This window comes from Mycobacterium sp. 1081908.1 (assembly GCF_001673535.1).
In the GTDB taxonomy this organism is placed as follows: domain Bacteria; phylum Actinomycetota; class Actinomycetes; order Mycobacteriales; family Mycobacteriaceae; genus Mycobacterium.
Map to the genome: position 1 here is coordinate 212,663 of NZ_LZLY01000097.1, position 26,144 is coordinate 238,806.

The 26,144-nt window shown below is 67.9% G+C and carries 28 protein-coding genes, 1 tRNA gene and 1 pseudogene; 17 read left to right on the forward strand and 13 right to left on the reverse strand.

Features of this window, described 5'->3' with window-relative positions:
- Positions 1–33 precede the first annotated feature (33 nt).
- Positions 34–768, forward strand: coding sequence for a DUF429 domain-containing protein (locus tag A5655_RS14985; RefSeq protein ID WP_067011298.1), 735 nt, complete (start codon positions 34–36; stop codon positions 766–768).
- 4 nt (positions 769–772) lie between these two features.
- Here A5655_RS14985 and A5655_RS14990 read toward each other — a convergent pair whose 3' ends face one another.
- Complete coding sequence (locus A5655_RS14990; protein WP_067011242.1) at positions 773–1,390, reverse strand: TetR/AcrR family transcriptional regulator; 618 nt, start codon at positions 1,388–1,390, stop codon at positions 773–775.
- 61 nt (positions 1,391–1,451) lie between these two features.
- Between A5655_RS14990 and A5655_RS14995 the strand changes: the two genes are divergently transcribed.
- Positions 1,452–2,369, forward strand: a complete 918-nt coding sequence (locus A5655_RS14995) for an esterase (protein WP_067011243.1) — start codon at positions 1,452–1,454, stop codon at positions 2,367–2,369.
- Positions 2,370–2,442: 73 nt separating this feature from the next.
- Positions 2,443–4,026 carry a gamma-glutamyltransferase family protein gene (locus A5655_RS15000; protein ID WP_067011244.1) on the forward strand — a complete coding sequence of 528 codons (1,584 nt, stop codon included), beginning with the start codon at positions 2,443–2,445 and terminating at the stop codon, positions 4,024–4,026.
- Here A5655_RS15000 and purD read toward each other — a convergent pair.
- From purD to A5655_RS15025, 5 genes are all read right to left on the reverse strand, one after another.
- Complete coding sequence (purD, locus tag A5655_RS15005; protein ID WP_067011245.1) at positions 4,023–5,291, reverse strand: phosphoribosylamine--glycine ligase; 1,269 nt, start codon at positions 5,289–5,291, stop codon at positions 4,023–4,025. The two genes, A5655_RS15000 and purD, sit on opposite strands and share 4 nt — an antisense overlap.
- A 100-nt stretch (positions 5,292–5,391) precedes the next feature.
- Positions 5,392–5,829 (reverse strand): carboxymuconolactone decarboxylase family protein, encoded by a 438-nt coding sequence (locus A5655_RS15010; RefSeq protein ID WP_067011246.1) that lies wholly within the window; start codon positions 5,827–5,829, stop codon positions 5,392–5,394.
- Between the two features lie 11 nt (positions 5,830–5,840).
- Positions 5,841–6,692 (reverse strand): NAD(P)-dependent oxidoreductase, encoded by an 852-nt coding sequence (locus tag A5655_RS15015; RefSeq protein ID WP_067011247.1) that lies wholly within the window; start codon positions 6,690–6,692, stop codon positions 5,841–5,843.
- Entirely contained in the window at positions 6,689–7,438 is a 750-nt protein-coding gene (locus A5655_RS15020; RefSeq protein WP_067011248.1) for an SDR family oxidoreductase, read from the reverse strand. Before A5655_RS15020 ends, A5655_RS15015 begins: the two co-directional genes overlap by 4 nt.
- A 10-nt stretch (positions 7,439–7,448) precedes the next feature.
- A complete protein-coding gene (locus A5655_RS15025) occupies positions 7,449–8,918 on the reverse strand; it encodes an aldehyde dehydrogenase (RefSeq protein ID WP_067011249.1) in 1,470 nt (489 codons plus the stop codon).
- A 204-nt stretch (positions 8,919–9,122) separates the two neighbouring features.
- Here A5655_RS15025 and A5655_RS15030 point away from each other — a divergent pair, with 204 nt between their 5' ends.
- From A5655_RS15030 to A5655_RS15070, 9 genes are all read left to right on the forward strand, one after another.
- Positions 9,123–9,743, forward strand: a complete 621-nt coding sequence (locus A5655_RS15030) for a TetR/AcrR family transcriptional regulator (protein WP_067011250.1) — start codon at positions 9,123–9,125, stop codon at positions 9,741–9,743.
- Positions 9,740–10,951 (forward strand): cytochrome P450, encoded by a 1,212-nt coding sequence (locus tag A5655_RS15035; RefSeq protein WP_067011251.1) that lies wholly within the window; start codon positions 9,740–9,742, stop codon positions 10,949–10,951. Before A5655_RS15030 ends, A5655_RS15035 begins: the two co-directional genes overlap by 4 nt.
- Positions 10,952–11,779 (forward strand): SDR family oxidoreductase, encoded by an 828-nt coding sequence (locus tag A5655_RS15040; protein ID WP_067011252.1) that lies wholly within the window; start codon positions 10,952–10,954, stop codon positions 11,777–11,779. It begins immediately after the preceding gene.
- The gene (locus A5655_RS15045; RefSeq protein WP_067011253.1) at positions 11,776–13,128 is read left to right on the forward strand and encodes a cytochrome P450; all 1,353 of its coding nucleotides are present in this window, start codon (positions 11,776–11,778) and stop codon (positions 13,126–13,128) included. Before A5655_RS15040 ends, A5655_RS15045 begins: the two co-directional genes overlap by 4 nt.
- Positions 13,129–13,139: 11 nt before the next feature.
- Complete coding sequence (locus tag A5655_RS15050) at positions 13,140–13,349, forward strand: ferredoxin (RefSeq protein ID WP_067011254.1); 210 nt, start codon at positions 13,140–13,142, stop codon at positions 13,347–13,349.
- A gap of 5 nt (positions 13,350–13,354) precedes the next feature.
- Positions 13,355–13,906, forward strand: coding sequence for a hypothetical protein (locus tag A5655_RS15055; RefSeq protein ID WP_067011299.1), 552 nt, complete (start codon positions 13,355–13,357; stop codon positions 13,904–13,906).
- Between the two features lie 154 nt (positions 13,907–14,060).
- Positions 14,061–15,188, forward strand: coding sequence for an NDMA-dependent alcohol dehydrogenase (locus tag A5655_RS15060; RefSeq protein ID WP_067011255.1), 1,128 nt, complete (start codon positions 14,061–14,063; stop codon positions 15,186–15,188).
- 15 nt (positions 15,189–15,203) lie between these two features.
- Complete coding sequence (locus A5655_RS15065) at positions 15,204–17,216, forward strand: FAD-dependent oxidoreductase (protein ID WP_067011256.1); 2,013 nt, start codon at positions 15,204–15,206, stop codon at positions 17,214–17,216.
- A gap of 15 nt (positions 17,217–17,231) precedes the next feature.
- Complete coding sequence (locus A5655_RS15070; RefSeq protein ID WP_067011257.1) at positions 17,232–17,654, forward strand: ketosteroid isomerase family protein; 423 nt, start codon at positions 17,232–17,234, stop codon at positions 17,652–17,654.
- 5 nt (positions 17,655–17,659) lie between these two features.
- Here the strand turns inward: A5655_RS15070 and A5655_RS15075 are convergent, their stop codons facing one another.
- Positions 17,660–19,054: a hypothetical protein gene (locus A5655_RS15075; RefSeq protein WP_156764869.1), complete on the reverse strand. Its 1,395-nt coding sequence runs from the start codon at positions 19,052–19,054 to the stop codon at positions 17,660–17,662.
- Positions 19,055–19,206: 152 nt separating this feature from the next.
- The gene (locus tag A5655_RS15080; RefSeq protein WP_067011259.1) at positions 19,207–19,842 is read right to left on the reverse strand and encodes a dihydrofolate reductase family protein; all 636 of its coding nucleotides are present in this window, start codon (positions 19,840–19,842) and stop codon (positions 19,207–19,209) included.
- Positions 19,843–19,934: 92 nt separating this feature from the next.
- On the opposite strand from A5655_RS15080, the gene A5655_RS15085 reads away from it, so the two are divergent.
- Positions 19,935–20,339: an HIT family protein gene (locus tag A5655_RS15085; protein WP_067011260.1), complete on the forward strand. Its 405-nt coding sequence runs from the start codon at positions 19,935–19,937 to the stop codon at positions 20,337–20,339.
- Here the strand turns inward: A5655_RS15085 and A5655_RS15090 are convergent.
- Positions 20,311–21,769: pseudogene (locus A5655_RS15090) on the reverse strand (sensor histidine kinase). The gene A5655_RS15085 and the pseudogene A5655_RS15090 sit on opposite strands and share 29 nt — an antisense overlap.
- A gap of 28 nt (positions 21,770–21,797) precedes the next feature.
- On the reverse strand, positions 21,798–22,517 hold the full coding sequence (locus tag A5655_RS15095) for a response regulator transcription factor (RefSeq protein WP_067011261.1): 720 nt from the start codon (positions 22,515–22,517) through the stop codon (positions 21,798–21,800).
- A 160-nt stretch (positions 22,518–22,677) separates the two neighbouring features.
- On the opposite strand from A5655_RS15095, the gene A5655_RS15100 reads away from it, so the two are divergent.
- The 3 genes from A5655_RS15100 to A5655_RS15110 all read left to right on the forward strand — a co-directional run bounded on the left by A5655_RS15100 (position 22,678) and on the right by A5655_RS15110 (position 24,138).
- Positions 22,678–23,394 (forward strand): hypothetical protein, encoded by a 717-nt coding sequence (locus A5655_RS15100; RefSeq protein ID WP_067011262.1) that lies wholly within the window; start codon positions 22,678–22,680, stop codon positions 23,392–23,394.
- 28 nt (positions 23,395–23,422) lie between these two features.
- A tRNA-Thr gene (locus A5655_RS15105) sits at positions 23,423–23,494 on the forward strand.
- A 302-nt stretch (positions 23,495–23,796) separates the two neighbouring features.
- Positions 23,797–24,138, forward strand: a complete 342-nt coding sequence (locus A5655_RS15110; RefSeq protein WP_067011263.1) for a hemophore-related protein — start codon at positions 23,797–23,799, stop codon at positions 24,136–24,138.
- 39 nt (positions 24,139–24,177) lie between these two features.
- Here A5655_RS15110 and A5655_RS15115 read toward each other — a convergent pair whose 3' ends face one another.
- Positions 24,178–24,960 carry a cutinase family protein gene (locus tag A5655_RS15115; protein WP_082978671.1) on the reverse strand — a complete coding sequence of 261 codons (783 nt, stop codon included), beginning with the start codon at positions 24,958–24,960 and terminating at the stop codon, positions 24,178–24,180.
- A 283-nt stretch (positions 24,961–25,243) separates the two neighbouring features.
- On the opposite strand from A5655_RS15115, the gene A5655_RS28295 reads away from it, so the two are divergent.
- On the forward strand, positions 25,244–25,387 hold the full coding sequence (locus A5655_RS28295) for a hypothetical protein (RefSeq protein WP_197508698.1): 144 nt from the start codon (positions 25,244–25,246) through the stop codon (positions 25,385–25,387).
- A gap of 24 nt (positions 25,388–25,411) precedes the next feature.
- On the opposite strand, the gene A5655_RS15125 is transcribed toward A5655_RS28295, so the two are convergent.
- Entirely contained in the window at positions 25,412–25,642 is a 231-nt protein-coding gene (locus A5655_RS15125) for a deoxyribodipyrimidine photolyase (protein WP_067011265.1), read from the reverse strand.
- 83 nt (positions 25,643–25,725) lie between these two features.
- Positions 25,726–26,118 carry a hypothetical protein gene (locus A5655_RS27895; protein WP_156764863.1) on the reverse strand — a complete coding sequence of 131 codons (393 nt, stop codon included), beginning with the start codon at positions 26,116–26,118 and terminating at the stop codon, positions 25,726–25,728.
- Positions 26,119–26,144: the final 26 nt, after the last annotated feature.

Here is a 26,144-nt window from a genome sequence, read left to right on the forward strand (position 1 = left end):
GGACCCCGCGAGAGTGCAGGCACAATGTGGGCCGTGCACTTCGCCGGCGTGGACCTGGCCTGGGGCGGTCGCAAGCCGACCGGCGTCGCGGTGGTCGACGCCGATGGCCATCTCGTGCAGCTCGGCGCCGCGCGCGACGACGCCGACGTGCTCGCCGCTTTGGCGCCCTACACCCGGGGCGATTGCGTGGTGGCGTTCGACGCGCCGCTGGTGGTTACCAACGCAAAAGGCCAACGGCCCGCCGAGGCGGCGCTCAACCGCGATTTCCGCAGGTTTGAGGCCGGCGCGCACCCATGCAACACCGCCAGACCCGAGTTCGCCGAGACGCCGCGCGCGGCGCGGCTGGCCGGGGCGCTGGGCCTCGACATGGATCCGCGGTCCCCGGCCGGCCGGCGCGCCATCGAGGTCTATCCGCATTCGGCGACCGTCGTGCTGTTCCGGCTCGAGCGGACCCTCAAGTACAAGGCCAAACCGGGCCGCGACGTCGCGCGGCTGAAGTCGGAACTGCTGCTCCTGATGGACGGCATCGAAAAGCTCGCGCACACCGCTGTGCGACTGCATGTCGGCGGCCACGCCGGTTGGGCGGAGCTGCGCCGACAAGTCGTGGCCGCGCAACGCAAGAGCGAACTGCGCCGCGTCGAAGATCCGGTCGATGCCGTCGTCTGCGCCTACGTCGCGCTGTATGCCCAACGCCGCCCGGCCGACATCACGATCTACGGCGACGTGGCCACCGGATGCATTGTTACGCCGTCGCTGCCCCGCAGCTAAAGGCTCAGATCTGCACCGGTCGCGGGTCGATGGGTGCGAGCACGTCGACCAGTTCCACCACGGTGCCCAGGGCGGCGGCCGCGGGATCACCGCCCTCGACCAGGGCGGCAACCACCGAGCCGTCGACGGCGCAGATCAGCGTGCACACCAGCTCGATGCGCACGGATCGGCCGGATCGCTCCAGGGCCTCGGCCACCGCCTCGGCGCGCTGGCGCAGGCTGCGGCGCATGGTCTCGCGCAGGGCGGGCAGGCGCGTGCAGGCGATGTGTCGCTCGTATCGGGAGATCAGTTGCTCGGTGAGCGCCGGATCGGACAGGTCGCCCACCAACAGGTCCGCCAGCACCTCCGCGGTGGTCTCGGGTCCGCGACGCCGCCGCGACATCGCGTTGACCCGCGAGCGCAGCTGCGCGATCTCGATCATCCCGATGTGCTCGACGGCGCGCGCGATCAGGTCGTCCAGCGACGAGAAGTAGTAGGTGGTGGACGCCAGGGGCAGGCCGGCGCGCCGGGCGACCGCCCGGTGCCGCACCGCTTCGAACCCGCCCTCGGCGAGCAGCTCGGCGGCGGCGCTCACGAGCGCGTACCGTCGACGTTCTCCTTTTGGAGTAACTGCTGCAGTCACGAATAGCCATCGTGCCAGTCAAAGTGGTACTGCATTGCCATTTTGGCCAAACGGCCATGGCATGATGGCCCGCATGCCCGACCTGAGCCGCCGAACCCTGCTCGGTCTCGGCGCCAGCGCGGCCATCGGTGCTACGGGAGCATACGCCCTCGACATTGTGTTCCAGCCCCGCACGTCGCACGCCACGCCGGCGCCGACACACGGCGCCCCGGCGCCGCTGGGACCCCCGCCACCCGCCCCGCTCGAGCCGGCCGCACCGGCCCAGCCTGCGCCGACGATGGTTACGGGTTCCTTCGTGTCGGCGGCGCGCGGCGGGGTCAGCACCAACTGGGCGATCGCGCGTCCACCCGGGCAGACCAAGGCCCTGCGGCCGGTGATCGCGCTGCACGGCAAGGGCAGCGACGCGTCGACCGTGATGGCGGGCGGCGTCGAGCACGGCCTCGCGCAGGCCGTCAACGCCGGGTTGCCGCCGTTTGCCGTGGTCGCGGTGGACGGCGGGGGCGGCTATTGGCACAAGAGGGCCTCCGGCGAGGACGCCGGGGCCATGGTGCTCGACGAGCTGATCCCGATGCTCGGGAACCAGAACTTGGACACGTCGCGCGTGGCGTTCCTGGGCTGGTCGATGGGTGGCTACGGCGCATTGCTGCTCGGCGGGCGGCTGGGAGCCGGGCGCACCGCCGCGATCTGTGCGGTGAGCCCGGCGTTGTGGCTGTCGTCCGGGGCTGCCGCGCCCGGCGCGTTCGACGGCCCCGACGACTTCGCGGCGAACTCGGTGTTCGGAATGCCGGCGCTGGCGTCGATCCCGATCCGGGTGGATTGCGGCGACAGCGACCCGTTCTACGGGGCGACGAAGCAGTTCATCGCGCAGCTGCCGAACCCGCCCGCGGGCGGTTTCTCGCCCGGCGGGCACAACGCGGAGTTCTGGAGCTCGCAACTGCCGGCCGAGCTGACCTGGATGGCGCCGCTGCTGACGGCGTAGGCGCTCGGCCGTCGAGCGTCACGCTAGCGCAGCAGTCGGCACCGAGCAGCACGCCAGCGTTACGCTCGCGGAGGTGAGCACACCGTTCGGTTGGAGCCTCCCCTACGCCTGGCCGCGAAAGCCCGTCCTGGCCGCCAACGTGGTCTGCACATCGCAACCCCTTGCGGCTCAGGCGGGTCTGCGCATGCTCGCCGACGGCGGCAGTGCGGTGGACGCCGCGATCGCGACCGCCGTCACCCTGACAGTGGTGGAACCGGTGTCCAACGGCATCGGCTCGGACGCGTTTGCCATCGTGTGGGACGGCCAGCGCTTGCACGGGCTGAACGCATCCGGCCGTTCGCCCGCCGCCTGGACGCCGGAATACTTCGGCGGCAACGCCGTTCCCGCACTCGGCTGGAATTCGGTCACCGTGCCCGGGGCCGTTTCCGCGTGGGCCGAGTTGCATGCCAAATTCGGCAGGCTTCCGTTCGCGAAGCTCTTCGAGCCCGCGATCTCCTACGGCCGCAACGGCTTTCTGGTCTCGCCGACCGTCGCGGAGCAATGGGCCGCCCAGGTGCCGGTGTTCAGGGACCAGCCCGGGTTCGCCGACGCGTTCCTGCCCGGGGGGCGGGCGCCGAAACCCGGTGAGCTATTCAGGTTTCCCGCCCACGCGGCCACGCTCGAGCGAATCGCCACCACCAACGGCGAGGCGTTCTACCGCGGAGACATCGCCGCCAAACTCGAGGCGCACGCCTCGGCCAACGGCGGGGCGATGCGGGTAAGCGACCTCGCCGCGCACCGCGCCGACTGGGTCGGCACGATCGACGCCGGCTACCGCGGACACAACGTGCACGAGATACCGCCCAACGGCCAGGGCATCGTGGCGCTCATCGCGCTGGGCATCCTGGAGCACTTCGACATGCCCTCGTTGCCGGCGGATTCCGCCGACAGCGTGCACCTGCAGATCGAGGCGGTGAAGCTGGCCTTCGCCGATGCGCACGCTCACGTCGCCGACATCGACCACATGGCGCTGGCTCCGGATCGCCTGCTGGACAAGGAATACCTGCGGGAGCGCGCGGCGCTGATCGATCCAGCGCGGGCAAAGCCGGCGTCGGCCGGCACCCCGCGCGGGGGCACCGTGTATCTGACCGCCGCCGACTCCACCGGGGTCATGGTGTCGATGATCCAGTCCAACTACATGGGGTTCGGCTCGGGCGTGGTGGTGCCGGGCACCGGGGTCTCTCTGCAAAACAGGGGTGCGGATTTCGCTGTGGCCGAGGGTCATCCGAACCGGGTCGGACCGGCCAAGCGCCCCTACCACACGATCATCCCCGGGTTCGTCACCAAAGACGGCGCACCGGTGATGAGCTTTGGGGTGATGGGCGGCACCATGCAGCCCCAGGGCCACGTGCAGGTGATGGTGCGCATCGCCGACCACGGGCAGAATCCACAGGCCGCGTGTGACGGCCCGCGGTTTCGGTGGGTACAGGGCATGCAGGTCAGCTGCGAGCGGCGTTTTCCGCAGCCGACGCTGGACGAGCTGCGGCGGCGCGGGCACGACCTGGTCGCCGTCGACGACTACAACCAGTTCGGCAGCTGCCAGGCGATCTGGCGCCTCGATGACGGATACCTGGCGGTGAGCGATCCCCGCCGCGACGGGCAAGCCGCGGCTTTCTAGACGCTGACCTTTCCCTCGGCCGCCGCGAGCGCGATGTCGCTGCGAAAATGGCTGCCGGGCAATCGAATCGAACCCAGGATGTCGTACGCGTTCGCGCGCGCGGCGGACAGGTCCGCGCCGGTGCCCACCACGGACAGCACCCGGCCGCCCGACGAGACGACCGCGCCGTCGTCGCGGCGCGCCGTTCCCGCGTGCAGCACCCCGTCGGCGTCGGAGCCGACGACGACGTCCCCGACCCGGGGGCGCCCGGGATAGTTTTCGGCGGCCAGCACCACCGTCACCGCGGCGCCGTCGCGCCACCGCAGCTCGCCGAACTCGGCGAGCGCCCCGGTGCCCGCGGCGTGCAGCAGCTGCCCGAGCGGCGAGTCCAGCAGCGCCAGCACGGCCTGCGTCTCGGGATCCCCGAAGCGGCAGTTGAATTCGACCACCGCGGGCCCCTTCCCGGTGATCGCCAGGCCTACGTAGAGCAATCCACTGAATGGGCATCCGCGCTGAACCAGTTCGGCCGCAACGGGTTCGACGATTCCGCTGACGATTTCCCGGTAGACGTCCTCGGGCAGCCACGGCAGCGGCGCGTAGGCGCCCATGCCGCCGGTGTTGGGGCCGCTGTCACCGTCGCCGACACGCTTGAAGTCCTGCGCCGGCAACAGGGGCACCACGGTGGCGCCGTCGACGACGCAGAACAGCGACACCTCGGGCCCGTCGAGAAAGGACTCCAGCAGGACCGGATGTCCCGATTCGAGCAGGCTTGCCGCGTGCGCGCGCGCCACATCCCGGTCGGGGGTCACCACCACGCCCTTGCCGGCGGCCAGGGCGTCGTCCTTCACCACCCAGGCGGGGTCACCGGCGGGCGGCCCGAACCGGTCCAGGGCGGCGTCCAAACGCGCTGGGCTGTCGACGATTTCGCTGGCCGCGGTGCGCACACCGGCGGCGGCCATGACCTCCTTGGCGAACGCCTTGGAGCCCTCGATGCGGGCGGCGTCCTTGTTCGGCCCGAAGCACACGATGCCGGCGGCGCGCACGGCGTCGGCCACCCCGAGCACCAGCGGCACCTCGGGACCGATGACCACCAGGTCGGCGCGGACCTCGCGCGCGAGGGCGACGACCGCCTCACCCGAAGTGATGTCGACGTCGTGCTGTTCGGCCAGCCGGCCGGTGCCGGCGTTGCCGGGGGCGACGGCCAGGCCCGTGACCTGCGGGTCTTCGCGAAGCGCCAACAGCAGCGCATGCTCACGGGCACCGGAACCGATCACCAGGACGCGCACGACACGTCACACTAGCCCAGGCGTTCCCATCCAGCGCGAGCAGACACAAAAGCCCCCTTTTCGGCGCGAAAATGGGGGCTTTTGCGTCTGCTCGGCGAAGCTAGTCGGCGGCGCCGCCCGAGTGCATCTTCAACGCGGCGTCGACGTTGGCCTTCTTGTCCTCCGCGGCGCCCTTCGCCGCGGCCTTCTTGCGCTTCGCCACGACGGCGTCGACCGCGCCGTTGAGCGCCGAACCCAGCGGGAACCCGAGATAGTGGGTGAGAAAGACCGCCATCTCCTTGAGTTCGGTCTCGGACAGTTCCCCATTGAGCAGCGCGGCGTTGATCTGGATCTCGGCCAGGTCGCGGTTGCCGACCGCGGTCACCGCCGTCAGCGTCATGATGCGCTTGTCGCGCATCGACAACCCCGGCCTAGTCCAGATGCTGCCGAAGAGGTGATCGACGGTCAGGTCGAAGTAGGGGTCGCCCTCGATGTCGGGCATCTCCCAGCCGTAGACCTCGTTCATCTTCTCGAGGCCCTTGCGGCGAAGTTCGTCCACGATGTCTCCAATCAGTCCGAGACGTGCGGTAGCCCGAGGCCCGCCGCCAGGTTTTCAAAGGCCAGCTGCGCCAGCGGCAGGTCGACCGACACCGACTCGCCCAGCGCCAGCGCCAGGCTCAGGTCCTTCTCGCCGAGTCCACGGGTGTGCAGGAACGGCTGGTACAGGAAGTTATCCGGCTCAAGGTCTTTCATGTTCTCGCGCACCATGATCGCCCCCGGTCCGCCGGTGAGCGCATCGGTGTGGCGCACCACCCGCCCGAGCGCCTGCAGGTCCAGCCCGGCCGCCTCGGCCAGCTTCATGGCCTCGCACGCCGCCGCGTAGGAGGTGAACGTCAACATGTTGCGCGCCAGCTTCATTCGGGTCCCCGCACCCGGCTCCCCGGCGTGGATCACCATCGCGGCCCAGTGTTTGAATGCCGGTTTGATACGTTCGTACACCTCGCGGTCGGCTCCGACCATCGTGGCGAGCTCGCCCTTCGCGGCGGCGGCCGCGCCACCGCTGACGGGCGCATCGACGACGTGAATGTCGCGCGGTTTGTGCTCGCGGTCCAACTCGACGGCGGTGGTGTCGCTGATTGTCGAGTGGATCGCGATGACCGTTCCGGGCTTGGCGTGTGCGGCGAGCTCGCCCACGACCTCGCGCACCTGCGCGTCGTCGAGCACGGTGACATGAATGATGTCCGCGGCGGCAACGTCGGCGACGCTGTCGGCCAGGGTGGCGCCCTTCTCGGCCAGCGGCGTCATCGCCTCGGTCCGGATGTCGTAGACCGTCACCCCGCCGGGCCATTCGGTCATCTTGGTGGCCATCGGCGCGCCCATGTTGCCCAGGCCGATGTATCCGAGCTTCAACTGTTGACTCATGACCGAATTATCTGCCCGCCGTCGACGTTGAACACCTGCCCGGTGATCCACGACGCCTCGTCGGACAGCAGGAACAGGCACATCCCGACGACGTCCTCGGGCGTTCCCATCCGCGACAGCGGCAGCCCCTTGACGATGTCGGCCACCATCTCTTGCGGCGTGGTGGTCCGGTTGGCCTCGGTGTCGATGGGCCCGGGCGCGATCGCGTTGATCCGGATGTTCTGCCCGCCGAGTTCGCGCGAAAGCTGTTGGGTCAGGCCGTTGATGCCGACCTTGGCCAGTGCGTAGAAGTTGGCGTAAAGCCATGCCGCGGTGGACGACTGGTTGACGATCGCCCCGCCGCCGCGCTTGGCCATCTTCTTGTATACCGCGCGGGTGCACCACAATGCGCCGTCGAGGTTCACGCTCATGAACTTCTTGTAGTACTCGGGGTCGACGGTCAGCAGGAAGTCCAGCTTCATGCCCCCGAATATCGCGGCGTTGTTCACCAGGTAGTCGATGCCGCCGAACTCGGCCAGCGTGCGGTCGGCCATCTCCTTGGCCGACACCGGATCCGCCACGTCGACGGGCAGCGCCAGCGCCGTGCCGCCCTCGCCCTTGATTCCGTCGGCCACCTTCTCGGCGCCCTGCACGTTGATGTCGGCGACGACGACGGCCGCGCCCTCGCGGGCCAGCGCCTCGGCGTAGGCCTGGCCGATGCCGCCGCCCGATCCGGTGACTATCGCGACCTTGTTTTCAAACCTCATGCAAGCTCCCCTAGTTGACCGCTGTCGCAATGGTTTTGATTTCCAGGTATTCCTCGAAACCGGCCAGGCCCATCTCCCGGCCGTTGCCGGACTGCTTGTACCCGCCGAATGGCGCGTCGGCGGAGTACCAGACGCCGCCGTTGACGTTGATGGTGCCCGCCCGGATCCGCGCAGCAACCCCTGCGGCCCGCTCGGGGTCGGCGCCAAAGACGGTGCCCGACAGGCCGTATGGCGAGTCGTTGGCGATGCGCACGGCGTCGTCGTCGCCGTCGTAGGGGATGACGGTGAGCACCGGCCCGAAGATCTCCTCGCGCGCGCAGCGGGCGTCGTTGCCCAACCCCGCGATCACGGTGGGCTCGATGAAGAACCCGACCTCGCGGTCGGCCGGGCGGCCGCCGCCGCAGGCGAAGGTCCCGCCCTCGGCGATCGCGGAGTCGAGATAGCCCTGTATCCGGTCACGCTGTCGCGCTGAAATCACTGGGCCGCAAATGGTTCCGGGGTCGGTGGGGTCGCCGGCCTTGATGCCGTCCATCGTGGCGGCCGCGATGGAGACGGCCTCGTCGTAGCGGGCGCGCGGCACCAGCAGCCGGGTGGTGATCGCGCACCCCTGCCCGGCGTGCATGCACACGGAGAACCCCGCCACCCCGACGGCACCGCCGAGGTCAGCGTCGTCGAGCACGACGAAGGCCGACTTGCCGCCCAGCTCGAGGAACACCTTCTTGATGGTGGCGGCGCCGTCGGCCATCACGCTGCGACCGGTGGCCGTCGACCCGGTGAACGAAACCATGTCCACCCGAGGGTCTTTGGCCAGCAGCGCTCCGACCGCATGATCACTGGATGTCACGATGTTGACCACGCCGGGCGGAAAGTCGGTGTGTTCGGCGATGAGCTCCCCCAGCACCGCCGCGCACCAGGGCGTGTCGGGTGCGGGCTTCAGGACCACGGTGTTGCCCGCCGCCAGCGCCGGGCCCAGCTTGGCGAGGTTGATCTGGTGCGGGAAGTTCCACGGCGTGATAGCGCCGACGACGCCGACGGCTTCCCGCGCGATGGTGCGCCGGGTGCGGATCCCCATCGGCGCCGCCTCGCCGAGATCCTGATTCCACACGTAGGACTCGGCCGTGTCGGCCGCGAACGCCAGGTCGTTGACCGGCCCCTCGAGCTGGGCGATGGCGGTGAGCATCCGCGGGGCGCCGACCTCGGCGATGGTGATGTCGCGTAGCTCCTCGAGATGCTCTTGCATCGCGTCGCGCAGCTGCCGCACGCACCGCACCCGCAACTCGGTGTTGCGCGACCAGTCCGTGTCGTCGAAGGCCCGCCGCGCCGCGTCGATGGCGCGGCCCATGTCGCCGGCGTCGGCGTCGGCGGCGACCCCCAACACCTCCTCGGTTGCCGGATTGATCGTCGGGAAGGTGCCCGCGGCGCCCGGCGCCAATTTGCCGTCGATGAACAATGCGCTCGCGCCGTCGGCCAGTAACGCCATATCTCCCGCTCCCGCCTCTTCGCGGCCCAGCCACAGTGAGTGGACAGTTGTCCGATATTGACGTATCGAACCATAGTCGCCGGGCGGTCCGAGGTGCAAGGCCCGATCTGGCCGACGGCCACTTATCGGTTCTTTATCGCAGGTTAGCTGCGCGTCCACAACTCGTGCTTGCTTCCCGTCGCCCACATCCGATAGCGTGGACACGTGTCCAGCGATGCCCTGGTTACCGTCGCATCCCACGCGGACGGCCAGACCGGAGAGCCGGTGCGCAACCGCCGCCAGGAAGAGACGTTCCGCAAGGTGCTCGCCGCCGGCATCGAAACCCTGCGCGAGAAGTCCTATGCCGACCTGACGGTCCGCGCGGTGGCGGCCAGGGCCAAGGTCGCCCCGGCCACGGCGTACACGTACTTCTCGTCGAAGAACCACCTGATCGCCGAGGTCTACCTCGACCTGGTCCGGCGGGTCCCCTACTTCACCGACGTGAACGAGACCATGCAGACCCGGGTGGACAAGGCGTTGCGCCATCTGGCCCTCGTGGTCGCCGACGAACCCGAAGTCGCCGCGGCGTGCACGGCGGCGCTGCTGTCGGGCGGCGCAGATCCGGCGGTGCGGTCGGTGCGCGATCGCATCGGCGCCGAAATCCACCGGCGCATCACCTCGGCGATCGGGCCGGACGCCGATCCGCTGACGGTGTCCGCGCTCGAGATGACCTTTTTCGGCGCGCTGGTCAACGCCGCCAGTGGCGCCTATACCTATCACCAGATCGCCGACCGTCTTGGCTACGTCGTCGGCCTCATCCTGCCGCACCCTGGAGAAGACAAATGACCGTGCAGACCGAAAAGCCGGTCTTGGATCCCTACGACTACGACTTCCACGAGGATCCCTACCCGTACTACAAGCGACTGCGCGACGAGGCGCCGCTGTACCGCAACGAGGACCTGAACTTCTGGGCGCTGTCCCGGCATCAGGACGTGCTGCAGGGATTCCGCAACAGCACAACGCTTTCCAACAAGTACGGCGTCTCGCTGGATCCGGCGTCGCGCGGCCCGCACGCCAGCAAGACGATGTCGTTTCTGGCGATGGACGATCCCGCTCATCTGCGCCTGCGGACGCTGGTGTCAAAAGGCTTCACGCCAAGGCGGATTCGGGAACTCGAGCCCCGCGTCACGGACATCGCCACGCGGCACCTGGACACCATGCTGGAAAGGTCCGGGGCCGGGGCGGTCGACTACATCGACGAGTTCGCCGGGAAGCTGCCCATGGACGTCATCTCCGAGCTGATGGGCGTCCCCGAGCCGGACCGCGCACAGGTCCGCGCCTGGGCCGACGGCGTGATGCACCGCGACGAGGGCGTCACCGACGTGCCGCCGGAGGCCGTCGAGGCCTCCATCAACCTCATCGTCTACTACCAAGGGATGGTGGCCGAGAGGCGCAAGAAGCTGACGGACGACCTGACGTCGGCGCTGCTGGAAGCCGAGATCGACGGCGACCGGCTCACCGACGACGAGATCCTCGGCTTCATGTTCCTCATGGTGATCGCCGGCAACGAGACGACCACCAAACTCCTTGCCAACGCCGCCTTTTGGGGCCACAAGAATCCCGACCAGCTGGGCCCGGTCTACGCCGACCTGTCCCGGGTGCCGCTGTGGGTCGAGGAGACGCTGCGTTACGACACCTCCAGCCAGATCCTGGCCCGCACGGTGTCCGGAGAGCTCACCCTCTACGACACCACGATCCCGGAGGGCGACGTCCTGCTGCTGCTGCCCGGATCGGGCCACCGCGACGAGCGGGTCTTCGACAAGCCCGACGACTTCCTGATCGGTCGCGAAATCGGGCCCAAGCTACTGAGTTTCGGCAGCGGCGCACACTTCTGCCTGGGCGCCCACCTCGCCCGGATGGAGGCCAGAGTCGCGCTCACCGAGTTGTTCAAGCGAATCCGCGGATATGAGGTGGACGAGGCCAACGCCGTCCGCGTCCACTCCAGCAACGTCCGCGGATTCGCTCACCTACCGATGACCGTGGAGGTCCGCTGAATGCCCCGCTTCGACCCGTTGCCCGAACGTCGGCCCACGATCGTGGCCGGCGCATCCTCCGGGATCGGGGAGGCCACCGCCATCGAACTCGCGGCGCACGGCTTCCCCGTCGCCCTGGGGGCCCGGCGGGTCGAAAAGCTCAACGACATCGTCGGCAAGATCAACGCCGAGGGCGGCGAGGCAGTCGGATTCCACCTGGACGTCACCGACCCGAATTCGGTCAAGTCCTTTGTCGCACAGTCGGTCGACGCGCTCGGTGACGTCGAGGTGCTGGTGACCGGCGCCGGCGACACCTACTTCGGCAAGCTCGCGGAGATCACCACCGACGAGTTCGAGTCGCAGCTGCAGATCCACCTCGTCGGCGCCAACCGGCTCGCTGCCGCGGTGCTGCCGGGCATGCTGGAGCGGCAGCGCGGCGACCTGATCTTCGTCGGCTCCGATGTGGCGCTGCGGCAGCGGCCGCACATGGGCGCCTACGGCGCGGCCAAGGCGGCGCTCGTCGCGATGGTCACCAACTTCCAGATGGAGCTCGAGGGCACCGGCGTGCGGGCCTCGATCGTGCATCCCGGCCCGACGAAGACGTCGATGGGCTGGAGCTTGCCGGCCGAGAAGATCGGGCCCGCGCTAGAGGACTGGGCCAAATGGGGCCAGGCCCGCCACGACTATTTCCTGCGCGCCGCAGACCTGGCGCGAGCCATCACGTTCGTCGCCGAGACGCCGCGCGGTGGCTTCATCGCGAACATGGAGCTGCAGCCCGAAGCGCCGTTGGCCGACAAGAAAGATCGCCAGAAGCTCGCGCTCGGCGAAGAAGGGATGCCAGGCCAGTGACTACAGCAATTGTTCCGCGGGTTTCCGGCGGCGAAAAAGAGCACGGCCATCTGGAGGAATTCCGCACCGACCCAATCGGTTTGATGCAGCGCGTGCGCGACGAGTGCGGCGACGTCGGATGGTTCCAGTTGGCCGGCAAGCACGTCATCCTGCTGTCCGGCGCCAGCGCCAACGAATTCTTCTTTCGCTCCGCCGACGAGGATCTCGACCAGGCCGAGGCGTATCCGTTCATGACACCGATCTTCGGCAAGGGCGTGGTGTTCGACGCCAGCCCCGAGCGGCGTAAGGAGATGCTGCACAACTCGGCGCTGCGCGGCGAGCAGATGAAGGGCCACGCCGCCACCATCGAGGGCGAAGTCCAGAAGATGATCGCGAACTGGGGCGACGAGGGCGAAATCGAGTTGCTCGACTTCTTCGCCGAGCTGACGATCTACACCTCGACGGCCTGCCTGATCGGGCTGAAGTTCCGCGAACAGCTGGACCACCGATTCGCGGAGTACTACCACATGCTGGAACGCGGCACCGACCCGCTGTGCTACGTCGACCCCTACCTGCCGATCGAGAGTTTCCAGCTGCGCGACGAGGCGCGCGTGAAACTCGTTGCGCTGGTGCAGGAAATCATGGATCAGCGAATCGCGAACCCGCCCAAGGACAGGGCCGACCGCGACATGCTCGACGTGCTGGTCTCGATCAAGGACGAGGAGGGCAACCCGCGCTTCTCGGCCGACGAGGTCACCGGGATGTTCATCTCGCTGATGTTCGCCGGGCACCACACCAGCTCGGGAACCTCCGCCTGGACCCTGATCGAGCTGATCCGCCATCCCGAGGTGTACGCCGAGGTGCTGGCCGAGCTCGACGAGCTGTACGCCGACGGTCAGGAGGTGAGTTTCCATGCGCTGCGCTCGATTCCGAAGCTGGACAACGTGGTCAAGGAAACCCTGCGACTGCATCCGCCGCTGATCATCCTGATGCGGGTTGCCAAGGGCGAGTTCGAGGTCGAAGGCTTCCCGATTCACGACGGCGACTACGTCGCGGCCTCCCCCGCGATCTCGAACCGGATTCCCGAGGACTTTCCCGATCCGGACGCCTTCAACCCCGATCGCTACAACAAGCCCGAGCAGGCCGACATCGTCAACCGCTGGACCTGGATCCCGTTCGGCGCGGGCCGACACCGCTGCGTCGGCGCCGCCTTCGCCCAGATGCAGATCAAGGCGATCTTCTCGGTCCTGTTGCGCGAGTACGAGTTCGAGATGGCACAGCCCGCCGACAGCTACCACAACGACCACTCCAAGATGGTCGTGCAGCTCGCCCGGCCGGCCAAGGCCCGTTACCGCAAGCGCAGCGCGTAAGGAGTCGTCCCATGGGCGGATTCAGGATCGAAGCGGATCTGGATTTGTGTCAGGGCCACGCCATGTGTGAATTGGAGGCGCCGGACTACTTCCGGGTGCCCAAGCGGGGCAAGGTCGAGATCCTCGACCCCGAACCGCCCGAAGACGGCCGCGACGACGTAGAGCGCGCGGTCGCTATGTGCCCAACGCAAGCACTGTTCCTCAAAGAGAAAGAAGACTGACGATGATGTCGGAGCCGTCACACTCACGCGCGGAACTCGAGGCATGGGTCGACCGCTGGCTGCAGGCCAACAGGGACTGCGAAAAGGCCGGCGACTGGAAGCCGCTGGCGGACTTCTACGCCAAGGACGCAACCTACGGCTGGAACATCGGCCCCAAGGAAGACGTGATGTGCGTCGGCGTCGACGAGATCCGCGACATCGCGCTTGGCCTCGAGATGGAGGGCCTGGAGAACTGGGTCTACGAGTACCAGAAGGTGCTCATCGACGAGAAGCAGGGCGAGATCGTCGGCTTCTGGAAGCAGATCGTCAACAAGACCGACGGCACCCAGGACGAGATCTACGGCATCGGCGGCAGCTGGTTCCGCCTCAACAGCGACCAGCTCATCGAGTGGCAGCGCGACTTCTTCGACTTCGGTCACGTCGCGAAGATGTTCGCGACCCTGATCGAGTCCGGCGATTTATCCGCCGGCATGCAGAGGCGGATCGAACGCAGCGTCGCCGGCGAAAAGCTTCCGGGCTACTACCCGATCGGCCGGGCGCCCGTCCCGATCTGGTGATCTCCCAACCGGTCGGTGGTCCCCCCTTGTTTACAGCCCGGTGACGCACGTCATAATGGTCTGGCGAACGAGAACACGTTCTAAAAATGACATCAGGGCCCTGACCGGCCATCTTGCCGAATTTTCGGCCGGAGCTTGCTAACGGAGGTTGTTCATGAAGACAAAAGGCGCTCTGATCTGGGAGTTCAACCAGCCGTGGTCCATCGAGGAGATCGAGATCGGCGACCCGCAGGCCCACGAGGTCAAGATCCAGATGGAAGCGGCCGGTATGTGCCACTCCGACCATCACCTAGTTACCGGCGGCATCCCGATGGCGGGCTTCCCGGTGCTGGGCGGCCACGAGGGCGCGGGCATCGTCACCGAGGTCGGCCCCGGCGTGGAGGATATCGCCCCGGGCGACCACGTGGTGCTGTCGTTCATCCCCTCCTGCGGGTCCTGCCCGACCTGTCAGGCCGGCTTGCGCAACCTGTGTGACCTCGGCGCCGGGCTGCTCGGCGGCGCCGCGGTATCCGACGGCACCTTCCGCATCCAGGCCCGCGGCCAGAACGTCTTTCCCATGACGCTGCTGGGCACGTTCTCGCCGTACATGGTCGTGCACCGCAGCTCGGTGGTGAAGATCGACCCGTCGGTCCCGTTCGAGGTGGCCGCCCTGGTCGGCTGCGGCGTCACCACCGGCTACGGTTCGGCGGTCCGCACCGCCGACATCCGGCCCGGCCAGGACGTCGCCATCGTCGGCGTCGGGGGCGTGGGCATGGCGGCGCTGCAGGGCGCCGTCAACGCGGGCGCCCGCTACATCTTCGCGATCGACCCGGTGGAGTGGAAGCGCGACCAGGCCCTCAAGTTCGGCGCCACGCACGTCTACCCCGACATCAACGCCGCGCTGGCGGGCATGGCGGAGGTCACTTACGGCCTGATGGCTCACAAGGTGGTCGTGACGGTCGGCGAGCTGCACGGCGCCGACGTCGACGCCTACCTGAACATCACCCAAAAGGGCGGCACCTGCGTGCTGACCGCGATCGGCAGCCTGCTGGACACCAACGTCACGCTGAACCTCGCGATGCTCACCCTCATGCAGAAGAACCTGCAGGGCACCATCTTCGGCGGCGGCAACCCGCAGTACGACATCCCGCAACTGCTGTCGATGTACAAGGCCGGCAAGCTGAACCTGGATGACATGATCACCCGTCAGTACAAGCTCGAGCAGATCAACGACGGGTACCAGGACATGCTGGACGGCAAGAACATTCGCGGCGTCATCCGGTACACCGACGCCGACCGGTAATCCGACCGGTCCTCGGTGACCAGCTTTCCGCACCTCTTGGCGCCGGGACGAATCGGCGCCATGGCGGTGCGCAACCGGGTGGTCATGTCTCCCATGGAGACGATGTACGGCACCCCGGACGGGCTGCCGTCACAGCGCACCCGCGACTACTTCGCCGCGCGCGCCAAGGGCGGGGTCGGCCTGATCACGTTGGGCGCCACCGGTGTCGACCACCATCACCCCGAGACGCCCGGGGGCCTGCACCTGGCCACCGACGACGCGGTCGAGGCGCACCGGGCGCTGGTCGAGGTAGTACACGAACACGGCGCCAAGATCCAGCCCCAGATCGTGCACGCCGGGCCCGACGGGCTCGGCCCGGAGATCTTCGGCGTCACCTCGCTGGGGCCCTCGGTGATCCCCTCCTACCTCACCGGGCGACCGTCGACCGAGATCAGCAAGCGGCAGCTGTGCGAGGTGTTCGATCTGTTCAAGGCCGCCGCCCGGCGCGCCGTCGAGGCCGGGTACGACGGCATCGAGCTGCACGCCGCACACGGTTACATGCTGTTGGGGTCTTTCCTTGCCCCACAACGCAACCGGCGCACCGACGACTACCGCGGCGACACGGCGCGCGGCCGGGTGCGGGTGGTGCTGGAGGCGCTGGCCGCGATCCGCTCGGAAATCGGCGACGCCCTGCCGATCACGTTGCGAATCTCCGGCTACGAGCGGGTCGCGGGAGGACGGCCGATCTATGAAACCGCGCGGCTGGCCACCGAACTCGTGGCTGCCGGTGTGAACGCGTTTCACGTCAGCGGCGGCGTGATCGACCGGCTCGTCACCGGGATGGTCAACGGTGCCGACGACGGGGACGAGCTCAACGTCGGCGCCGCGGCCGCGGTCAAGCAGGTGGTCGACGTGCCGGTGATCGCCGTGGGCCGCATCCACGACCCGGTCCGGGCCGAACGAATCCTGGCCGAGGGCCGCGCCGACTTCATCGCGATGGGCCGTCCACTGCTGGCCGACCCCGAGCTGCCCGCCAAGCTGCGGTCCGGCCGGGCCGATCGGATCCGCAAATGCATATCGTGTGAAAACTGCATCGACGCAATGGAACAGCGCTTCTCCGTCGACTGCGCCATCAATCCCCGCACGGGCAAGGAGCGCGAGCTGGCCGCCCCTCTCGCCGACCGCGCCAAGCGCGTGGTGGTGGTCGGCGGCGGCCCGGCCGGCCTGGAGGCCGCCCGCGTGGCCGCCGAACGAGGCCACCGCGTCACGCTTTTCGAGCGCGGTGGCCAACTGGGCGGGGCATTGCGCTGGGCGTCGGTGCTGCATCCGGAGAACCGGCCGTTTCTGCAATACCTGCGCGACGAGATCAAGGCGAGCGCCGTCAAGATCCGGTTGGGCCAAAGCGTTTCCGCCGATGAGGTGGCCGCACAAGCGCCCGACGCGGTGGTGGTGGCCACCGGCGGTCACGTTGCCGTTCCGACCATTCCAGGAGCGGACCTGCCACACGTGCACACTGGTCCCGGGTTGCGCGAGATGCTCGATGGCCGCCTGTTCGCCGGCCGGCGACAGCGGCTGGTGCACCCGGCAGCGTTCCGTCTGGCGAGCCGCGTGTGGATGCCATTGGGCCGGCGGGTCGCCATCGTCGGCGGCGACCTGGTCGCCCTCGAACTCGCCGAATTCCTGGCCGGCCGGGGCCGGTTCGTGTCGATTCTCGAGGCGGGCAAGGACATTGCGCCCGAGGTGGGCAACAAACGCAAGACCGAGCACATGGATCGCCTCGACCGGCTCGGCGTCACCGTGCACGTCCGCGCGGCCGTCGAACGGATCACCACGCGGGCCGTGGTGTTCGCGCCCGCCGGCGGCGCCACCCGGCAGCTGGCCGCCGACAGCGTCGTCATCGCCGGAACGGTCCAGCCCGACACCGCCCTGTTCGACACCCTGCTCGCCGCCATGCCGGGCGCCGAGGTGCACGCCGCCGGCGACTGCACCGGCCTGGGCCTCATCCGCAAAGCCACCGAGGAAGGCGCACGCGCCGCGTGCGCAATCTAGAGACAGGAGAACACCATGACCGAAACAGCTCAGGCCTCCCCGGCCCTGGCCGCGTCGCAATCATCGTGGCGCTGCGTGCAAGCCCACGACCGGGAGGGCTGGCTGGCGCTGATGGCCGACGACGTCGTCGTCGAGGACCCGATCGGCAAGTCCGTCACCAACCCCGACGGTGACGGCGTCAAGGGCAAGGACGGCGTCGCGGCCTTCTACGACAACAACATCGCGGCCAACCAGCTGACCATCACATGCGAGGAGACGTTCCCGTCGAGTTCGCCGGACGAGATCGCCCACATCCTGGTACTGCACAGCAAGTTCGAGGGCGGATTCACCAGCACGGTGCGCGGGGTGTTCACCTACAAGGTCAACGACGCGGGCCTGATCACCAACATGCGCGGATACTGGAATCTCGACATGATGAAGTTCGGTAAGGAGGACTGAGCCGATCAGCCGATGCGCCCGAGCCCGGTGAGGTTGCCCTGCATGGCCTTGCCGTCCATCAGCACCATGGTCGGCGTCTGCAGCGGATCGCTGAGGATGGTGGCTGACTTCGGCTGCTGCCACAACAGCGCCCCGTTGCCGGCGTCGACCACGCCGTAGGCGAACAGGTCGAGCGGTGTGGTCTTGTCGCGCCCGATGCGCGTGATGGTGTAGAGCAGGCCGTCCGCGGTCGACAGGTGCGGTAGCGCCGCGCTGCGAACTTTGTTCTCCCACACGGTGTGACAGCCGGGGTTGTCGACGTCGACCCGGGTCATGCCACCGACGAACGGCGCGGTCGGCGGCACCGCGGGTGGCGCGCCAGCGGGAACCGCGGGGTAGGGGTAGCCGTAGGTGCTGGACACGAACACGGAGTTTCCGACCCCGATCGGCGCGTTCTCGCTGCCGGGGCCGCCAAGGGTCAAAACCGGTTGCTGGCAGATCAATTGGCCGGTGCCTGACTGGTAGACAAGCGCGTGCACCTGGGGGCTGGCGTTGTCGACGATGGTCAGGTAGTCGGCGCCGCTGGTCGGGCCGAAGTACACCGGCGTGGATCCGGTCCCCCAGCTCAGCTGGCCGGGCTTGCGGGCTGGGCCGCGGTCATAGGTTTGGCGCCAAAGGATTTGCGGGTTTCCCGCGATGTCGAGGTTCAGCTCGTAGACCGCGAAGGTGGTGGCCACCGCGACGCGCCCGCTGGGCGCCGACGAGATGCTGTTGGCCACCTGCTCGCCGGCGGGCAGCTGCACGGTGGCGACGCCGCCGCCCGGCTTCGATACGCCCACGACGCCGTTGCCGGTGGCGAACCAGACGTTGCCCGCGTAGTCGGGGACCAGTCCCACCGAGTTGTCGCCGGCGGGTATCGCACCGGACAGGTCGGTGGACTCGGTGATGACCAGCTTCCAACAGCCCAGCGCCCCGTCCTTGACATGGGCGATGCGCAGCAGGTGGTTGGTGCCGTCGATCATCACGGCCTGGTTGTTGTTGTCGAGGTAGGCGTAGACGCCGCCGAGCAGGCCGCCCTTGGCGACGTGCAGCTTGGCCAGCGGGACGAAGACGGGCACCCAGCCCCCGGGATCGATCAGGACGATGGTCGGGGTCTGGCCGATGTCGGTGGTGCACAGCGCCAACACCAGCCCGTCGGTGCCCTGCATGATCGTCGGGCACGCCGCCAGCAGCGGGTAGCCGAAGATGGGAACCAGGTGGGCGCCGGGGCCGGAAAGCGGTCCGGCGTCGGAGGATTCGGAGTCGTTGTGCAGCGACGCGAGCCCCAGCGGCGCCATGAATGGGTTGGGCGGCGCCAACGGCCCGAACGCGGCTGCGGCCCGCACCGGTGACGCACCTCCGGCGGCGAGGGCCGGGGCCATGGCGATGGCGCAAGCGGCCAGCAATGCCACGGGAAACCGCACAGAGGTCTCCTCCCGTGAATTGCGTACAGTGATTTTCCCGAGGTCGCGGAACGAAATCGCAACGGTGCGCTAACGATTCGGCTTCGAGACGGCGTGGCGGAGGCGGTTGCTCAGCGGCGGGTAAAGCTCAGATGCGTGACGCCGCTGGGGCTGGTCACAGACTCCACCGCGAACCGCTGCTCGAGGCCCTCCAGTCCCTGCCACAGCGGCTCCCCACGCCCCAAGATGATGGGCACCACCGCGACGTGCAGCCGGTCGACGAGGTCCTCGGCGAGGAACTGCCGAACGCTTGACGGTCCCCCACCGAGGCGAATGTCGAGTCCTCCGGCGGCTTTTCGGGCGATCTCAAGAGCTTCGGCTGGGCTGGCATCGATGAAGTGGAACGTGGTGCCACCGTCCATCTCGATCGGCGGCCGGGGGTGGTGGGTAAGCACGAAGACCGGGGTGTGAAACGGCGGGTCGCCGCCCCACCAGCCTTTCCAGTCATCGCCGCTGTCCCATGGCTCGAACTTGTTGCGTCCCATGATTTCGGCGCCGATGCCGGGCGCCCACGTGCGGGCCAGGGCGTCGTCGATGCCCGTCGTACCGCCCGACTCGCCGTGCATCGCGCGGAAGGTGCGCGTCGCGAAGAACCACTCGTGCAACCGGCCGCCGGCGTGCCCGAACGGGGCGTCCGCGCTTTGTCCGATGCCGGTACCGAAACCGTCGAGGGAAATCGAAAAATTGTGCACGCGCACCTGCGACATGGCGGGACTCCTATTGCGTCGTGGGTCGTCGCAGTGTTGACCGTCCGCACCCGCCAAACTCATCGGTCGATCGCCGAACCTATGCTGGGGCCATGGCGTCGATCTTCACCAAGATCATCAACCGTGAACTTCCCGGCCGTTTCGTCTACGAGGACGACGACATCGTCGCGTTCCTGACGATCGAGCCGATGACGCAGGGCCACACGCTGGTGGTGCCCCGCGCCGAGATCGATCAGTGGCAGGACGTCGACGGTGCGGTGTTCGCCCGCGTCATGGCGGTGAGCCAGCTGATCGGCAAGGCCGTGTGCAAGGCGTTCCGGGTGGAGCGTGCCGGCATGATCATCGCCGGGCTGGAGGTGCCCCATCTGCACGTCCACGTCTTCCCCACCCGCAGCCTGAAGGACTTCGGCTTCGCCAACGTGGACCGCAATCCGTCATCCGAATCCCTCGATGCGGCCCAGGCCAAGATCAAGGCGGCGCTGGCTCAGCTGGCGTGAGCCGGCTCCGGCGCCGACACGTCGCTGACGCGGGGCAGCGTGACGCGGAAGCAGCATCCCTCGCCGGGTGAGGTCGTCACCGTGACGTCGCCGCCGTGCGCGCGCACCAACGAATCGACGATGGACAGCCCAAGGCCCGTGCCGCCGCTGGCCCGGGCCCGCGACGAGTCGGTGCGGTAGAACCGCTCGAACACCCGCGACGCGTCCTGCTGATTCATGCCCGGCCCCTTGTCGGCCACTTCGAGCACCGCATCGTCGCCCGCGGTGCCGACGCGGATGGTGACGTCGGCGCTGGGCGGGGTGTGCTGCAGGGCGTTGGCGACGAGGTTGCTGAGCACCTGGCGAATCCGGGGTTCGTCGCCGAGCACCTCGGGGGTGCCGGGCCCGTCCAGGACCTCCATGGTGATGGAGCGCTTGGGGTCGATCGCCTGCGCGTCGTGCACGGCGTCGCTGGCCAGCGCGAGCAGGTCGACGCGGTTGTGTTCCAGCGGCCGCTGCACGTCGAGCCGGGCCAGCAGCAGCAGGTCGTCCACCAGCAGGCCCATCCGGCTGGCCTCGCTTTCGATGCGCGACAACAGCATCGACACGTCGCGCGCGGCGCCCTGGCGATACAGCTCCGCGAAGCCGCGGATGGTGGTCAGGGGCGTTCGCAGCTCGTGGCTGGCGTCGGTGATGAACCGTCGCATCCGTTCCTCGGAACCGCGGGCCTTGTCGGCCGACGACTCCGAGGAGGCCACCGCCTGCTGGATCTGGGTGAGCATCCCGTTGAGCGCCAACGAAAGTCGCCCCACCTCCGTTCGCGGATCGCGTTCCGGGACGCGGCGATCCAACTGGCCCGCGGCGATGTCGGCGGCGGTGTGTTCGACCTCGGTCAGTGGCCGCAGGCTGCGGTGCACCACCGCGAAGCTGGCGATCCCGACGACGGCCAGCACCGCCACCCCGATGCCGATCTGCAACCAGACCAGGGAGCTCAGCGTGTGCTGCACGTCGGACAGGTCGACCGCGACCGTCGTCAGGCCGTGCGGACCGCGCACCGACACCGCACGCCATTGGATGTCCGAGCCGTTGACCGAGGGCAGCGTCGTCGGATTGGGACCCACGTCGTTGTTGGGCGGCAGCGCCGGCTCGGCGTTGCGGTCGTTGATGGCGGTGAACGGGGTGCCGTCGGTGCCGATGCCGCGCACGTAGAACTTCGACGGCGGGCGCCCGGGGTCGGGGCCTTCGTACGGCGGCGGCGACTGCCGCCGTGGGGCCTGCGCCCAGCTGCGGGACGCGTCGAGCAGCGTCTGATCGATGCGGCTGATCAGGCTGTGCCGCAGGATCGAGGTGACGGCCAGGCCGGAGACCGCCAAACCACAGGCCACCAGGAGCAGGGTGGCGGCCACCAGGCCCACCCGTAGTGGCAATCCGCGTCGAACCTTGTTGGGCATGCCCATCTTCCTCGCTACCGCTCGCTGCTCAGCGCGGCTCCCGCAGCACATAGCCGACGCCCCGCAGGGTGTGCAGCAGCCGCTTCTCCCCCGTATCGATCTTGCGCCGCAAATACGACACATAGGACTCGACGACGTTCACGTCACCGCCGAAGTCGTAGCGCCAGACGTGGTCGAGGATCTTCGGCTTGCTCAGCACGGTGCCCGCGTTGATGACGAAGTAGCGCAGCAGGGTGAACTCGGTGGGCGACAGCGACACCGGTTCGCCGGCCTTCCACACCTCGTGCGTCTCCTCGTCGAGCTCGATGTCGGCGAACGTCAGGCGGGCGTTGCGCGGTTCGGCCCCGCCCTTGCCAGCGCGTCGCAGAATGACCCGCAGCCGGGCGACGACCTCCTCGAGGCTGAATGGCTTCGTCACATAGTCGTCGCCGCCCAGCGTCAGGCCCGCGATCTTGTCCTGCAGGGAGTCGCGGGCGGTCAAGAACAGCGCCGGGGCGTCGATGCCGTCCGCGCGCAGCCTCCGCAGCACCCCGAAGCCGTCCATGCCCGGCATCATCACGTCGAGGATCACCGCGTCGGGGCGGGCGTCACGGGCTCGATCCAGGGCCTGGGCGCCGTTGGTGGCGGTGTACACCTCGAACCCCTGGAACTTCAGGCTGACGGAGAGCAGTTCGACGATGTTGGCCTCGTCGTCGATCACGAGGACGCGAGCTTCCGGTTTGGAGCCGCTGGGGCTAGGCGCTGTCATGAGGTCACGTCTGTCCTTTGTTTGAACGTTGCCTTTCCGATTATTGTGTAATTCCTGAAAGCTCGATGCCAGTCGTCTGCTAACAGTCTGCAAAGAATCATGGTATGAGCTTGGAACGGCCGGGGTCGCGCAGGGGGTCTCGCGAATAGACTCTGACGGTATGGACTTCGCCAAAGGAATCGTGTCGCTTGCGACGGCCCCCGCGCGGGTCGGGCTTGCCGCAGCCGACGCGAGCTTGAACGTCGCCACCGCGGCGGTGGGGGTGGCGAAGCGCGCGCTGGGGGACGTTGGGGACTCCGGGACCAACGCGATGGCTTCGATGCTGGGGATCGACGAGGCGATCGTGCGCGCCAACCGGTTGGCCCGGCTGCTGGACGACGACGCGCCGCTGGGCCGCGCCGTGGCGACGGACGGGCCGCTGGACCGGTTGCTGCGTCCGGGCGGCGTGGTCGACATGCTCACGTCGGAGGGCGGTTTGCTCGACCGGCTGACCGCCGAGGGCGGCGGTTTGCAGCGCGCGCTGCAGCCCGGCGGGCTGGCCGATCAGCTGCTGTCCGAGGACGGGCTGATCGACCGGGTGCTGTCGGAGGACGGCCTGGCCGATCGGCTGCTCGCAGAGGGCGGATTGATCGACAAGCTGACCGCCAAGAATGGTCCGTTGGAACAGCTCGCCGACGTCGCCGACACCCTGGCCCGGCTGACACCGGGGATGGAGGCGCTGGAGCCGGCCATCGCCACCCTGCAGGACGCCGTCCTCGGGCTCACCATGGTGGTCAACCCGTTGAGCAACATCGCCGACCGGATTCCGTTGCCGGGCCGGCGGCGCCCTTCGTCGCGGCCGGTGCGCTCAACGCGGATCATCGAGGGCGACGAGTAACCCGTTAGGCTGGCAGCCTGGTTTACCGGCCTCCTTAGCTCAGTGGTAGAGCACTCGCCTTGTAAGCGAGCGGTCGTCAGTTCAATCCTGACAGGGGGCTCAACAAGAAATGTATGACCTCGGCTGATGCTTGACATTTCTACTTCGGGTGATGCCTGACAGTGTTTCGGCTGATGCTTGACAGTTACTTCGGCTGATCCTTAACACTCCTTCGATGAAGGAGTTGACCGTGGCCGAGCTGAGGTATCAGACCATGTTGGCGGTGATCAGTAACGCCGCGATCAGCTACTCCGGGCGCACTAGGAGGCTTTTAACGCACTGACCAGGCTGCTAGCGTCGCGAAGAAAGACGGCTCGTGGTCGGGCAGCGGGTTAATGGTGCATCGGTAGGAAGGCGCACGAAATGGCCAAACACTCGCCGGCAGGACTGGTTGTCGTGGTTTGCGCTTCGGCGTTGGCATGGACCGCGGGGGCCGGGGTTGCGTCCGCGGACCCGGATCTGACCCCCCTCATCAACACGACCTGCACTTATTCACAGGCGGCGGCGGCGCTGAACGCGGCTTCGCCCGATGGTGGCGCGGAGTATGCCGCTTCCCCGGAGAGGCAGACCTGGCTGCATGCATTTCTCGACGGAGGGGCTGAGCAGCGCCGGCAGTTGATCCAGCAGCAGGCGCCCGCGGTCAACCAGTACGCCGGACTTCTCGTGACGATGGCCAACACCTGCAAAAACTATCCAGCGGGCTAGCGGCGGGGCACGAGGACTCCAAATCCCCAAGCGGCGCCGCTAGAGATGGCTCACAACGAACGCTGCGGCGTCGTTAGTCATCCCGTTTGTGCCGTACGTGAGGTGTGCGAATCCCGGCTGCGGGTTGGGGACACCATTGCAAATGTCGTCACCGGGAGCGCACAAATCGATCGTCTTGGGCGCGTACAGGGGTCCGATCCTGATTGGCGGCGCGCCGTAGCTGCTCAGGAACTGGTCGGAGGGCTTCCCGAACAGTGTGACTGCGGCGACGTGGTTAGCGATCTGCGGCGGCATCGGCTTGGGCACGTACGGCAGGTACTCAGCAGGGACTTCCTTCGGTACGGAGGCCGAGGTGAGGAAACCCGCGATGACTGCGCCTTGGGAGTAGCCGCCGATCACGATCCTGGTGTTCGGGCAGTTCGCCGCCGTGGACTGAACATGATCCCTCGCGTTGTAGATCCCGTTCATGACGGTGCTGAGGAACGGTAGGGCTGCTTGCAAATCGCCGGCGGGAGGGAAATCGCCGCTCGCGGCGTAGTCGACCCCGTACACCCCGATCGACCGGTTGCCGGCTTGCGCGCGCAGTGAGTCGACAAATGCCTGTCCCACCGCGCCGACCCCCGGTGGCTCGTAGGTACCGCGGGCGAACACGACGTCAATGTCGGGGCACGGCTCGGCGAACGCCGACGGGACGGGTGGACCCAGCAGCACCGCCCAAGCAACCACCAGGCCAGCTCCAACGAAACGAGCGATCTGGCGGGCGCTACCGAGGACGAGCAGGCGAAGCGTCCACTCAGCTTGTATTGGTTTGCTAACTTTCACTTTGCACCCCACAGCGTCGCGGCATCCCGACCCGTGGCCCTCGTTAAATGCTGCCACACCAAGCAGGGAAAGAAATACCCCCGTTTGTCCGCAAAATTACCGCCTCGACAGACCGGCTCAGCTGACATGTGTGACCCCGGGTGGCCCCTGGCCGTGTCGGGCTTGCGCCGAGGTGGCGGCCCGGCGAATCATCAACATCTGACATGGGCAGCATCACTGGCATTTATGGTTGAGCGTGCCCCTTCGGCGTGTCGACGAGTTGAAGCCCGGAGACAGGATCCGCATGAAGATCGGGCACGCCACCGTCGTTGCGACCGAACCCCTTGACGACGACCGGACTCTGCTCACCTTCCTCTACGGGACGCAGGGGCCTGCCGACAACTCGCTCACCGTGGATGTGTTGGACGATGACGAGTGGGGTTGGTAGGACGCACTTTTCGTGAATTAGTGATCACGACTTCTTCGACGGAATGACGATGACGACGATCAACGTCAGGATCGAGAAGAACAGTCCGAGAATGCCCCAGACGATCGCGCTGCGACCCTTCGCGCCTGCGATTACGGCGCACACGATGGCGGCGATGATGCTTCCGATCGCGACAAAAATGCCTTTGATACCCCGCAGGATCATGCCCGCGGCCTCGGGTTGCTGTGCGGCTGCAAGGACAATGCTGTGCAACATGGTGCCTCCTCCGTGAACGACCCAGTGCGGGCGTGCGCCGATCTCACATAGATACCCAAACGGCCCAGCAACCAAGCCAGCCGTCAGCGATCCGGGATCGCGTCCTGCGAGCGGCGCTTTCCCAGCAGCAAGCAGAAGGCGGCGAGCCCGGCCAGCAACGGGTGAACGAAGCGGTCGCGCATGTCCACCGGCACCGCGCCCGCGAGGTCGGTCCCGTGCAACACCTCAAGCCCGGTCGCCATCGCGTAGATCAGGCCGACCGACGCCGCGGCCACTCCCGCGGCGCGCGGGCGTGCGATACCGACGGCAAGCACGGCGACCATCGCCAGCTGCCATAACGATCTCCACCCATCGCCGGGTAGGTCGAAGCTGGCCCCCGCTACCAGCGTCGACGTGGCGCGCACCCCGAGAAACAGCGCGACTGCCAGGCAATACCAGCGTGGCGCGCTCGCCGCGCCCGTCCAGCCAGACCTCATTGGAAGCTCCTCACATCGCTGTTACT